7 protein-coding genes are annotated in these 12,925 nt (G+C 63.7%); all 7 read right to left on the bottom strand.

The window, feature by feature from the left end:
- Nucleotides 1-4: 4 nt before the first annotated feature.
- On the bottom strand, nt 5-448 hold the full coding sequence (locus tag AC07OO_RS23855; protein ID WP_495084654.1) for a GNAT family N-acetyltransferase: 444 nt from the start codon (nt 446-448) through the stop codon (nt 5-7).
- A gap of 70 nt (nt 449-518) precedes the next feature.
- Complete coding sequence (locus AC07OO_RS23850) at nt 519-1,898, bottom strand: efflux transporter outer membrane subunit (RefSeq protein ID WP_495084728.1); 1,380 nt, start codon at nt 1,896-1,898, stop codon at nt 519-521.
- Nucleotides 1,899-1,983: 85 nt separating this feature from the next.
- Entirely contained in the window at nt 1,984-5,115 is a 3,132-nt protein-coding gene (locus AC07OO_RS23845) for a multidrug efflux RND transporter permease subunit (protein WP_495084653.1), read from the bottom strand.
- Nucleotides 5,112-8,225 (bottom strand): MdtB/MuxB family multidrug efflux RND transporter permease subunit, encoded by a 3,114-nt coding sequence (locus AC07OO_RS23840; protein WP_495084652.1) that lies wholly within the window; start codon nt 8,223-8,225, stop codon nt 5,112-5,114. The genes AC07OO_RS23845 and AC07OO_RS23840 overlap by 4 nt, the downstream gene beginning before the upstream one ends.
- A gap of 21 nt (nt 8,226-8,246) precedes the next feature.
- Nucleotides 8,247-9,878 carry an MdtA/MuxA family multidrug efflux RND transporter periplasmic adaptor subunit gene (locus tag AC07OO_RS23835; protein ID WP_495084651.1) on the bottom strand — a complete coding sequence of 544 codons (1,632 nt, stop codon included), beginning with the start codon at nt 9,876-9,878 and terminating at the stop codon, nt 8,247-8,249.
- 331 nt (nt 9,879-10,209) lie between these two features.
- Nucleotides 10,210-11,385, bottom strand: coding sequence for an acetyl-CoA C-acyltransferase (locus AC07OO_RS23830; protein WP_495084650.1), 1,176 nt, complete (start codon nt 11,383-11,385; stop codon nt 10,210-10,212).
- Nucleotides 11,386-11,423: 38 nt separating this feature from the next.
- Nucleotides 11,424-12,920 carry a M20 family peptidase gene (locus AC07OO_RS23825; RefSeq protein WP_495084649.1) on the bottom strand — a complete coding sequence of 499 codons (1,497 nt, stop codon included), beginning with the start codon at nt 12,918-12,920 and terminating at the stop codon, nt 11,424-11,426.
- Nucleotides 12,921-12,925 lie beyond the last annotated feature (5 nt).

The raw sequence follows: 12,925 nt of genomic DNA, 5'->3' as shown, positions 1-12,925 counted from the left end.
TGGGTTATGCACCTGGCTGCGCATAGGCATTGGGCTTGTGCACTTCCATCATGCGGTCCGGTGCAGCAAGGGGCTTGAAGCCGTACTGGGCATACAAGCCATGGGCATCGCGCGTGGCCAGCAGCATGCGGCGCAGGCCTTGCAGTTCCGGGTGGGCGACCACAGCATCCATGATGCGCCGTGACAGGCCTTTGCCGCGGTGCGCGTCCAGCACGTAGACATCGGCCAGGTAGGCGAACGTGGCCCTGTCGGTGATGACGCGCGCAAAGCCCACCTGCTGGGTGCCATGCAACACACCAAAGCACAGCGAATGGTCCACCGCGCGCTGCACCAGCGCCAGCGGAATGCCCGGCGACCAGTAGGTTTGCGACAGGAAGGCATGGATGGCCGGCACATCCATGCGTGCGGTGTCTGTCGTGATTTCGTAGGAGTCTGCGCTCAGCGTCATGGGCCTGGGGCTTTTTGAGTGAAATGGCGCGAGTTTATAGCCCCAGCCCACGCAAGCCCGGTGTCAAGGCCTACTGCTGCCAGCGCCCGGCAATATTCTTCAGCAGTTGGTTGACGGCATTGAGCTCGCGGCTACGCACCGACAGCAGGCTCAACTCGCTGCTCAATGCCGCGGTCTGCGCCGACACCACGTTCAGGTAGCTGACCGTGCCTTCGCGGTATTGCTCGGTCGTAATGCTCAGATTGGTCTGCGCCAGGGCCAAGGCCTCGCGCTGCAATTGCGCGGCACCCTGCAGTTGGTCTGCCAAGGCCAGATTGTCTTCCACTTCCTGCAAAGCGGTCAACACCGTTTGCCGGTAGGTGGCTGTGGCCTGGTCCGCACTGGCGCGGGCTTGGGCGCTGGCGGCGCGGCGCGCACCACCATCCAGAATACCTTGCGCCAGTGACGGGCCGATCGACCAGAACAAGTTGGGCGCGCTGATCAGATCCGCAAGGCTGGAACCGCGGTAACCCGCGCCGGCTGACAAGGTTAGCGACGGAAAGAAAGCCGCATCCGCCGCACCGATTTGCGCATAGGCGGCGGCCACGCGCCGCTCCGCCGCAGCAATATCGGGCCGACGTTGCAGCAAAGTGCTGGGCAGCAGCACCGGCACGGCAGGCGTGTCTGGCAATGCAGCGGTACGGGCGATGGAGAAAACGGATGGCGCCTGCCCCAGCAGCACGGCAATGGCATGCTCCATCTGCGCGCGTTGCGCCACGGCCTCGGCCAATTGGGCCTGGGCGGTCTTGAGCTGGGTCTGGGCCTGCAGCACATCGGTGCGGCCCACCACGCCTGCGTCATACCGCGCCTGTGTCAAGCTCAGTGAGCGGGTATAGGCGGCCAGATTGCGCTCGTACAAGGCCTGTTGGGCCTCGAAGGTGCGCATGGAGAAGTAGCTCTGCGCCAGCAGCGCCTGGGCCGACAGCCGAGCGGCCGCCAGGTCGTCCACACTGGCTTGCAAGCGGGCCTCACTGGCGCTGCTGGCCTGAGCCAAACGACCCCACAGATCAATCTCCCAGCTGGCATTGGCGCTCAGGCTGACGCTGTCATTCGGCCCCGTGTTGGCATTGGGGTTGCTGGTGGACGCACCGCTGGGGCTGACGCTGCGCGTGGCAGACAGCCCTGCCCCCAGCGTGGGCCATTGTGCTGCGCGGCTGGCGTCCAGGCTGGCACGGGCCTGCGCCACCTGGGCGATTGCCGCCTTGAGGTTTTCGTTGCCCAGCACCAGTTGCCCCTCCAGCGCATCCAGCACCGGGTCATTGAAGAGCTTCCACCAGTCATCGGGTACGGTAGCCGCTTGCACGCCTGCCGCACGTTGCCACAAGCCGGTCTCCTTGAATTGGGCCGGGGCCGCTGCGGGCGCAGGTGGGTCTACCGCGGTGACCGCGCAGCCGGACACCAGCAAGACCATGGGCAAGGCAGATAGGCAGACCCAGTGCACCAACCGGGGCTTCGACAAAGGTGGCAGTGAGAAGGCAAACATGTTCGTCAAGGGCTCAGGCAAGGTTGGGCGCACCATCAGGTGTGGAATGGGGGGCTGGCTGTGCAGTGGCAGCTTTGCGTTTGCGCCGGCGCAGGCGGTCCATGCAGACAAAGACCACCGGTGTGGTGTACAGCGTCAGCAACTGGCTCAGCACCAGTCCACCCACAATGGCAATGCCCAGCGGTTGGCGCAACTCGGCGCCGTCACCCGTGCCCAGTGCCAATGGAATGGCACCAAAGATGGCCGCCATCGTCGTCATCAAGATGGGGCGCACGCGCAACTGGCAAGCGCGGTAGATGGCCGCACCGGCGCCCAGCGTGCGGCCGTGCTGCTGGGCCGCGCTTTGGCGGGCAATGGCGAAGTCGATCATCATGATGGCGTTCTTTTTGACGATGCCGATCAACAGCACCACACCAATGAAGGCAATGATGGTGAACTGGGTGTTGAACATCATCAGCGCCAGCAGGGCCCCCACACCCGCAGACGGCAGTGTGGACAGGATGGTGATGGGGTGGATCAGGCTCTCGTACAGCATGCCCAACACCAGGTAGATGGCAATGATGGCGGCCAGTATCAGCAGCGGCTGGCTGCCCAGTGACGACTGAAAGGCATTGGCCGCACCCTGGAAGCGCCCCCGCACGGATACCGGAACGCCCAGGCCCAGCACGGCGCTGTTCACCGCCTCGGTGGCTTGCGACAGCGATACACCCTCGGGCAGGTTGAAGCTGATGGTGGATGCTGGTGTGCCGCTCTGGTGGTTCACGGCCAGCGGCGTGGTCGTGGGCTCTATGCGGGCAAAGGCCGACAGGGGTATCTGGCCACCGGTGTTGGATGTGAAAAACAGATTCTTCAGGCCATCGGGGCTTTGCAGGTAGCTGGGCGCCAACTCCATGACCACGCGGTACTGGTTCAACGGGTTGTAGATGACGCCCACCTGGCGCTGGCCAAAGGCGTTGTTCAGTGTGTTGTCAATCGTGCTCATGGTCAAGCCCAGGCGGGCCACGGCGTCCCGGTCTATGACCAGGGATGTCTGCACGCCCTTGTCCTGCTGGTCGCTGTTGACGTCGGCCAGCTCGGGGAGTTCGGCCAGCCGCTGGCGGATGCGCGGCTCCCAGGTGCGCAGGTCATTCAGGTCATCGGCCTGCAGCGTGTACTGGTATTGCGCATTGGCCTGGCGCCCGCCGATGCGGATGTCCTGCTGGGCGTTGAGAAACAGATTGGCACCCGGCTCATGGCTGAGCTTGACCCGCAGACGCGCTATCACCTGGTCGGCCGATTCCTTGCGCTCACCCAGGGGTTTGAGCGAGATAAACATATTGGCCGTGTTGCGCTGGCCGCCACCGGTAAAGCCGGTGACCGTATCCACCGCCGGGTCGGCCTGCACCACGGCCATGAAGTTGTCCAGTTTCTTCTGCATGGCCTGGAACGAGATGCCCTGGTCGGCCTGCACGTTGCCACCCAGGCGCCCGGTGTCCTGCTGCGGAAAGAAGCCCTTGGGGATGGCCGTGTAGAGGTAGACATTGACCCCTATGACTGCGGCCAGCGCCAACAAGGCGACCGGCTGGTGGCGCAGCGTCCAGCGCAGGCTGCGGCGGTAAGCAGACTGCACCTTGCTCTGGAGAGCCGCAGCCAACCGGGCGAAGCGGCCCGGCGTCTTGTCCACCACCCGCGGGCGCAGCAGCAGGGCCGCCATCATCGGCGTGGTGGTCAACGACACCAGCATAGACACCAAAATGGCCACCGACAGCACGACCGAGAATTCGCGAAACAACCGCCCGATGATGCCGCCCATGAACAGGATGGGAATGAAGGCCGCGATCAAGGACAGGCTGATGGACACCACGGTAAAACCAATCTCGCGCGCACCGGCCAGCGCCGCCTGCAGTGGCGACTTGCCATGCTCCATGTGGCGGGTGATGTTTTCCAGCACCACGATGGCGTCGTCCACCACAAAGCCGGTGGCCACCGTCATCGCCATCAGCGACAAGTTGTCCACGCTGTAGCCGATCAAATACATGGCCCCAAAGGTGCCGGCCAGCGACAAGGGCACGGCCACGCTGGGCAACAGCGCCGCGCGCACGCTGCGCAAGAAGGCATAGACCACCACGATGACCAGGCCAAACGAGATCAGCAGTGCACGCTCGACTTCTTTGATGGAGGCCCGAATCGTGGGCGTGCGGTCCATCACCACCTCGGTGTTGATGGCGGCGGGGATGGAAGCGCTCAGTTGCGGCAGCAATGCACGCACCCGGTCCACGGCCTCGATGATGTTGGCACCCGGCGCTTTGGTCAGTATCAGCAGCACGGCCGGCCGGCCGTTGGAAGTGCCATAGTTGCGCACGTCCTGCACCGAATCGACGACCTCGGCCACATCGCGCAGGCGCACGGCAGCGCCACTGCGGAAGCTGACAACGAGTGGCGCAAAGTCAGCCGCTGTGCGCGCCTGGTCATTGGCACCAATCTGCCAGTAGCGGCGCTCGTCTTCGACCGAACCCTTGGGCCGGTTGGCGTTGGTACCGGTCACCGCCGCCCGTATGCTGTCCAAGGCAATGCCATTGGCGGCCAGGCGATTCGGGTCCAGCTCGATACGCACAGCGGGCAAGGCACCACCGCCTATCGTCACCTGGCCAATACCTTCCACCTGCGACAGGCGCTGCGCCAGCACCGTGCTTGCCGCGTCGTACATCTGGCCGCGCGTCAGCGTGTCCGATGTCAGCGCAATGATCATGACCGGCGCGTCGGCCGGGTTGACCCTGCGGTAGGTCGGGTTGCTGGGCATGCCGGTCGGCAGCATGGAGCGGGCCGCATTGATGGCGGCCTGCACATCGCGTGCAGCGCCGTCGATATCGCGGTTCAGATCAAACTGCAGCGTGATGCGCGAACTGCCCAGCGACGACGACGACGTGATCTCGTTGACACCGGCGATGCTGCCCAGCGCGCGCTCCAGCGGCGTGGCCACGGTTGCGGCCATGGTATCGGGGCTGGCACCAGGTAAAGAGGCCGATACTGATATCGTGGGAAAGTCCACCTGCGGCAGGGGCGCAATGGGCAGCAAAGAGAATGCAATGGCGCCCGCCAACGCCAGGCCAATCGACAGCAGCGTGGTGGCTACCGGTCGGTGGATGAACGGAGCGGACAGGTTCATGCCTCACTGCCGGTTGGGGCCGTATCGGGTTTACCGTCGCCCTTGCGGCGGAAACGGTCGGCCAACCTGACAAAACCCAGGTAGATAACCGGTGTCGTGAACAGCGTCAGCAACTGGCTGACGATCAGACCGCCCACCATAACCACGCCCAGTGGGTGGCGCAGCTCGCTGCCCATGCCACCACCCAGCATTAGGGGCAACGCGCCAAACAGTGCGGCCAGCGTCGTCATCAAGATGGGGCGGAAGCGCAACAGGCAGGCCTGGTAGATGGCATCGCGCGGCGCCATGCCCTCCTCGCGCTGCGCGTCCAGCGCGAAGTCGATCATCATGATGGCGTTCTTCTTCACGATACCGATCAACAGCACGATGCCGATGATGGCAATGACGCCCATGTCCAACCGAAAGGCCAGCAGGGCCAGCAACGCACCCAGGCCTGCGGATGGCAGCGTGGACAGAATGGTCAGCGGGTGGATATAGCTCTCGTACAGCACACCCAGCACGATGTACATGGTGATGACCGCCGCCAATATCAACAACAAGGTGTTGGTCAGCGAGGCCTGGAAGGCCAGCGCCGCACCCTGGAAGCTGGTCTCTACACTGGCGGGCAAGGCCAGCTGTTTCTCTTCGGCCTTGATGGCGCTGACGGCTTCACCCAGCGACACACCAGGTGGCAAGTTGAACGAAATGGTGCTAGCCGGAAACTGCGCCACGTGATTGACCGCCAACGGCGCAGCCCGCTCGGTCACCGTGGCCACGGACGACAGCGGCACCTGCACGCCGCCTGTGCCCGGCACATACAAGCTGCCCACGCCTTCTATGCCCTTCTTGAACTGCGGGTCCACCTCCAGCACCACGCGGTACTGGTTGGACTGCGTAAAGATCGTGGAGATCAGGCGCTGGCCAAAGGCGTTGTACAGCGCGGAATCAATCGCCGCCACACTGACGCCAAAGCGCCCTGCCGCGTCGCGGTCAATGTCCACATAGGCCTGCAAACCTTCGTTTTGCAGGTCGCTGGCCACGTCGGACAGTTGGGGCAAGGCCCGCAGGCGCTCCAGCAGGCGCGCCGTAGCCTTCGATAGCTCGGCCTGGTCCGGTGAACTGAGCGTGAACTGGTACTGCGTCTTGGAGATGCGGTCCTCAATCGTCAAATCCTGCACCGGCTGCATGTAGAGCGAAATACCGGGCATGTTGTCGGTGACGCTAGAGAGCCGGCGTATCACATCGCTGGCCGACAGGCGGCGCACATCCAGCGGCTTGAGGCTGATCAGCATGCGCCCGGCGTTCAGGGTCGCGTTGGCACCGTCCACCCCGATGAAGGACGACAGCGACTCCACCGCCGGGTCTTTCAGAATGGCCTCGGCCAGCGCCTGCTGGTGCTGGGCCATAGCGGCGAAGGATGTGGATTGCGAGACCTCGGTGATGGCCTGTATCTGGCCCGTGTCTTGCACGGGGAAGAAGCCCTTGGGCACCACCAGGTACAGCAGCCCGGTCAACACCAGCGTCACAGCAAACACGATCAGTGTCAGCGCTTGCCGGTCCAGCACCCAGTTCAGCATGCGGCCGTATTCAGCAATCGTCCTGTCAAAGGTTTTGCCCACCGTCTGGTACAGGCGGCCATGGCTTTCCTCGGGCGTGTGCTTGAGCAGACGGGCGCACATCATGGGCGTCAGCGTCAGCGACACAAAGGCCGAGATCAGAATGGACACGGCCAGCGTGATCGCAAATTCGTGGAACAGGCGCCCCACCACATCACCCATGAACAGCAGCGGTATCAACACCGCGATCAGCGAGATGGTCAGCGAGATGATGGTGAAACCAATCTGCTTGGAGCCTTTGAAAGCGGCGGCCAGCGGCGCCTCGCCCGCCTCCACATAGCGGGCGATGTTCTCGATCATCACAATAGCGTCGTCCACCACAAAGCCGGTGGAGATGGTCAGCGCCATCAGCGTCAGGTTGTTGATGGAAAAGCCCGCCAGGTACATCACACCAAAGGTGCCAACCAGGGACAGGGGCACCGCCACTGCGGGGATCAGCGTGGCCGACACACTGCGCAGGAACACAAAGATCACCGCCACCACCAGCGCAATGGCCAACAGCAACTCCACCTCCACGTCGTCGACGGAGGCGCGTATGGTCACCGTGCGGTCGCTCAATACACGCACATCGATGGACGCGGGCAGGCTGGCCTGCAACTGCGGCAGCAAGGCCTTGACGCGGTTCACGGTCTCGATCACATTGGCGCCGGGCTGGCGCTGCACGTTCAGGATCACGCCGGGCGACAGATCCGCCCAGGCGGCCAGGCGCAGGTTTTCCGCATCGTCCACAATGTTGGCGACATCGCGCAGGCGCACCGGCTTGCCGGCCTTGAAGGCGATGACCAGGTTGTTGTAATCAGCGGCCGCCTTCAACTGGTCATTGGCATCAATGGTCGATGCGCGAGCGGCGCCGTCAAAGCTGCCCTTGGCCTGATTCACATTGGCGCTGCCAATGGCCGAGCGCACGTCTTCCAACGACATGCCCAACGCCGCCAGGGCCTTGGGATTGGCCTGTATGCGCACGGCCGGTCGGCGCCCACCGGCAATCGACACCAGTCCGACACCCGGCACCTGCGAGATCTTCTGCGCCAGGCGGCTCTCGACCAGATCGTGCACGCGGATCACCGGCAACGACGGCGAAGTGATGGCAATGGTCATGACCGGCGCATCGGCCGGGTTGACCTTGCTGTAAGTGGGCGGCATGGGCATGTCGCTAGGCAGCAGGTTACCGCCGGCATTGATGGCGGCCTGCACCTCTTGCTCGGCCACGTCCAGCGACAGGGACAGCGCAAACCGCAGCGTGATGACCGATGCGCCACCGGAGCTGGTGGACGACATCTGCTCCAGGCCCGGCATCTGGCCGAACTGGCGCTCCATGGGCGCGGTGATGCTGGAGGCCACCACGTCCGGGCTGGCACCGGGGTACAGGGCCGTGACCTGGATCGTGGGGTAGTCCACCTCGGGCAAGGCCGACAGCGGCAGCAGCCGGTAAGCCAGCAGGCCCGACAGCAGGATGGCCAGCATCATCAACGATGTGGCAATCGGGCGTTCGATAAAGATGCGTGACGGGTTCATGGGGGCAGAGCCGTCAGTGGGTTAATTATTGCCAGCGGCCTTGGCCCGCTCCTCACGCCGCTTCTGTATCCAGGCGGCGCGCTCGTCGGGACTCATGGCGCGGACCTTGGCCGCCATTTCGGGCGGCAAGCGGCTCATCCACGGAGGGTCTTCTGCGGCGGCGGCCGAAGGCGCGTTAGGTGCAGCGGTTGCGGATGCGGCAGCCGGCCCCTTGGCTGCTGTGTCTTCGCCAGCGCTGGAGGCCGCGCGGCGCTTACCACCATGCTCGGACGCCGAAGCTGCGCCGGAAGCGCTGCCGGCTGGTGCATCGGCACTGGCACCGCCACCGTTGCGGCGGCGGCCACCGCCCTCGCCGCGCGCGCCAGCGGAAGGCACTACGACCTCGACCTGGGCGCCTTCGCGCAGGCGGTCGGCACCGTCGGTAACAACCTGGTCACCGGCTTTCAAATCGCCCTGCACACTGACCCAATCGCCGTCGTTGGCACCCGCGCGCACGCGGCGCACGGTGACGGTGCTATCCGCATTCACCAGGTACACATAGGTGCCCTGTGCACCTCGCAACACGGCAGCACTGGGCACGGCCAACGTGTCCTCGATGTTGTCCACCTGCAGGCGCACGTTGACAAACTGGTTGGGGAACAACTCGTCCTTGGCATTGGCGAACTGGGCCTTGAGTTTGATCGTGCCCGTGGCGCTATCGATCGCGTTGTCAGTGCTGGCCAGCTTGCCGTCGGCCAGCTTGTTCTTTTGGTCGCGGTCCCAAGCCTCCACTGGCAGGCCTTTGTCGGCCTTCAATTGCCGCAAGATCAATGGCAACTGCACGTCCGGCACCGAGAACACCACATTGACCGGGCGCGTCTGCGCAATGCTGAGCAGGCCGTTGGCGTCGCTGGGCTGCACATTGTTGCCAAGGTCCACCTGCTTCAGACCGACCAGGCCCGAGATGGGGGCCACCACGCGCGTGTACGAGAGTTGCAGCTTGGCGTTGTCGACCTGCGCCTGGTCGCTCATCACCGTACCCTCCAGTTGGGCCACCAGCGCTTGCTGGGTGTCAGTCTGCTGCTTGGGGGCCGCGTCCTTGGCCAGCAGGTCGCGGTAGCGGGCCAGGTCGATCTTGGCGTTGGCCAGTTGCGCCTGGTCCCGCGTCAGCGTGCCCTGGGCCTGGGCCAGGGCAATCTGGTAAGGCCGCGGATCAATCTCGGCCAACACGGCGCCGGCTTTGACGGTCTGACCTTCCTTAAAGTAAATGGCCTTCAGCTCGCCGCTGACTTTGGCGCGCACCACGGCAGTGTTCGCAGCGGTGATATTGCCAATGGCGCTGACGCTGACCCGCACATCCTGCTTGCGTACCGCAGCCACGCTGATGGGCTGTTTGCGGTTGGCACCGCCACCAAAACGCCCTCCTCCTCCGCCACCACCACCGCCACGTCCACCGGATGCGGGTGCGCTGGCGGCACGGGCGGGGTCACCTGCCGCGCCGGTGCCGTCAGCACTCCCCCTGGAAGACCACGCCCACCAGGCAGCGGCCGCAGCCAACATCAAGACCCCTGTGATCACCGCCGGTTTGGCAAGGCCCGACTGGCGGCAAGCGGCTGTCGGAAAGGCATGGTGCCGCAATGCGGGATGGTTCTGGTAGGTGGAGGGTGGGTTCATAAGCAGGCATTCGGGAAGCCATGGGACATTGCGTTGAATTACACCAAAGTCTTCGCACCGCTGTGTTACGCAAGCGTAAAGTTAGGCGCACACGGCAGCAGCGCCCTACTCCTCACCTTTGTGCTCAGCACCCGGAACGGCTCTTTGGTGGCTTTCTGCGGCATACCCATATGAAAAAAAGGCCGCTAGCCCTCGTCCACTCTATTTAGACCGCTACGTTTCCAATAGCATCACACTTTCACCGCCCAGTCTGTGCGCGCGCGTACCGAGCAAAAAAATGCCCCTGGCGCCGAAACGCCAGGGGCAGATGCCTAGAGATCGAATGCTGGGCTTACAGCACTTCAAAAACCCCGGCAGCGCCCATGCCGCCACCAATACACATGGTCACACAGACGCGCTTGGCGCCGCGGCGTTTGCCTTCGATCAGGGCGTGGCCGGTCAGGCGCTGGCCGCTGACACCGTAGGGGTGGCCCACGGCGATGGCGCCGCCGTTGACGTTGAGTTTGTCGGCGGGAATGCCCAGCTTGTCGCGGCAGTAGATCACCTGCACAGCGAAGGCTTCGTTCAGTTCCCACAGGTCGATATCACTGACCGACAGACCCAGACGCTTCAAGACCTTGGGGATGGCGAACACGGGGCCAATGCCCATTTCGTCCGGCTCGCAGCCGGCCACGGCAAAGCCCAGGAAACGGCCCAGGGGTTTCAAGCCCTTTTGCTCGGCGAGCTTTTCGTGCATGACAACAACCGCACCGCCGCCGTCGGAGAACTGGCTGGCATTGCCGGCAGACACCAAGCCGCCGGGAACGGCGGAGCGCAGGCCCTTGATGCCGTCATACGTGGTGCCGGCGCGAATGCCTTCGTCATCGCTGACAGTGACCTGCTTGGTCATCAAGCCCATGACCTTGTCGGCCACGCCCATGGTCACGGTAATGGGGGCGATCTCGTCCTTGAACAAGCCTTTTTCCAAGGCAGCAGCAGCCTTTTGCTGGCTGGCTGCACCGTATTCGTCCATGGCTTCGCGGCTGATGTTGTAGCGCTTGGCCACGTTTTCGGCCGTCTGCAGCATGTTCCAGTAAATCTCGGGCTTGTTCTTGACCAGCCAGGGGTCGGTGATCATGTGCAGGTTCATCTCTTGCTGCACGCAGGAGATGGCTTCCACGCCGCCGGCCACATAGATGTCGCCTTCGTTGGCGATGATGCGCTGGGCCGCGGTCGCAATGGTTTGCAGGCCGGATGAGCAGAAGCGGTTGATGGTCATGCCCGACACGGTGACGGGGCAACCGGCGCGCAGCGCGATCTGGCGCGCGATGTTGGAGCCGGTAGCACCCTCGGGTGTGGCGCAGCCCATGATGACGTCGTCCACCTCGCCTGCGTCAATGCCGGCGCGCTGGATGGCATGCTCCACAGCGTGGCCACCCAGCGTGGCGCCATGCGTCATGTTGAAGGAACCCTTCCAGCTCTTGGCCAAGGGTGTGCGGGCGGTCGATACGATCACTGCGGAAGTCATGTTGGATTCCTCTTCTTCATCAAAAAAATGGGGATTGATCAGGGCTGTGCGGCCTTGGCGGCTTCGCTCAGCAGTCGGTGGTAAAAACGGATCGCATCTGCGTAGTTCTTGCTGGCCAGGCGTTCGTTGGTGCCATGGAACCGCTTGAGGTCTTCCGCATTGGCGCGTATGGGCGAGAACTTGAAGATGTGGTCACTGATGGCGCCGTAGTGGATGGAGTCAGTCGCCGCCACCATCAGGCCAGGAGACACCAGCGCATCCGGGAACACCTCGCGCACGGTCTTGTTCAGCAGCTTGTACTGGGCCGAATCCGTAGGCGCTACCTTGGACGCATTTACCGCGCCGGGCAGCGCAAACAGTTCAAACTTGTCTGCGCCCCCCACCGCCTGCGTCACTTGGTCGCGCACATGGTCCAGCACTTGCTCCTTGGTGTCACCGGGCAGTATGCGGAAATTGACCGTGGCCTCGGCCCGCCCGGGCAACACGTTTTCCTTGTTGCCCGCGTTGACGATGGTCAGTGCCGTGGTGGTACGCATCATGGCGTTGGTGCTGGGCGTTGCTTCCAACTGCTTTTGCACCAACGGGCCAAACAGCCACAGGTTGGACAGGGCTACGCGGGAGAAGCCACCCATCTCGGGTGCCATGGTGTCAAACATCTCACCGGCCACACCGCGCAAGCCACCGGGCAGTTGCTCGTCGTCCAGACGCTTCAAGGCGGCGCTCATCATGGCGATGGCGCTGGTCCCCTTCTTCGGTGGCACCGACGAGTGGCCTGGCGTGGCCGACATCTTCAGCACCACAGACATATAGCCCTTCTCGGCGACCCCGATCAAGGCAGTGGGCTTGGCAACGCCAGGCATCACTCCTTCGAGTACCAGCAGACCTTCGTCGATGACAAAGCCCAGGTGCACCTTGCGCTCGGTCAGCACGGCAGCGATCTTGGATGCTCCGCGCAGGCCGCTGACTTCTTCGTCGGCACCAAAAGCAAAGTACACGGTGCGCTCCGGCTTGTAGCCGGAAGCCAGCAGCATCTCCACAGCCTCCAGTTGGGACATCAGGTTGCCCTTGTCGTCCCAGGAGCCGCGGCCCCACACAAAGCCGTCCTTGACCTCACCCGAGAAAGGCGGCACCTGCCAATCGCCCTCCGTACCCGGTGCGATAGGCACCACGTCCTGGTGGGCCAGGAACAGGATGGGTTCTGCCTTGGGGTTGCTGCCTTCCCAGGTGTAGAGCAGGCTGAGATCGGCGATCACTTCGCGCTTGAGCGCGGCGTGGACCTTGGGGAACTTGGCTTCCAGCAAGGCGTGGAATTGCTTGAACTGCTCGGCATTCAGCGCAGCGTCATCCCGCGACGAAATGGTGCGCAAGCGCACCGCCTCGCCCAGACGCGCAGCGGCGCCGGCTTCGTCCACGGAGATTGCAGCCAGTGGCGCGACCTCCATCTGGCGCGAGCCTTTGCGCAGCGTGTTGATGGTCACCGCGGCTGCCAATAGCAGCACGATGGCCAACACACCCAAAAGAGTCCTTTTGATCACGCAGC

It is taken from the genome of Rhodoferax sp. GW821-FHT07G04 (assembly GCF_059418585.1).
Note: the sequence above shows the minus strand (reverse complement) of the source record. Positions and strands in the feature narration are given on the sequence as shown.

What these genes read in the sequence shown, in the direction of transcription:
- AC07OO_RS23855 (WP_495084654.1), bottom strand. Translation starts at nt 448, where the DNA reads ATGACGCTGAGCGCAGACTCCTACGAAATCACGACAGACACCGCACGC.
- AC07OO_RS23850 (WP_495084728.1), bottom strand. Translation starts at nt 1,898, where the DNA reads ATGGTCTTGCTGGTGTCCGGCTGCGCGGTCACCGCGGTAGACCCACCT.
- AC07OO_RS23845 (WP_495084653.1), bottom strand. Translation starts at nt 5,115, where the DNA reads ATGAACCTGTCCGCTCCGTTCATCCACCGACCGGTAGCCACCACGCTG.
- AC07OO_RS23840 (WP_495084652.1), bottom strand. Translation starts at nt 8,225, where the DNA reads ATGAACCCGTCACGCATCTTTATCGAACGCCCGATTGCCACATCGTTG.
- AC07OO_RS23835 (WP_495084651.1), bottom strand. Translation starts at nt 9,878, where the DNA reads ATGAACCCACCCTCCACCTACCAGAACCATCCCGCATTGCGGCACCAT.
- AC07OO_RS23830 (WP_495084650.1), bottom strand. Translation starts at nt 11,385, where the DNA reads ATGACTTCCGCAGTGATCGTATCGACCGCCCGCACACCCTTGGCCAAG.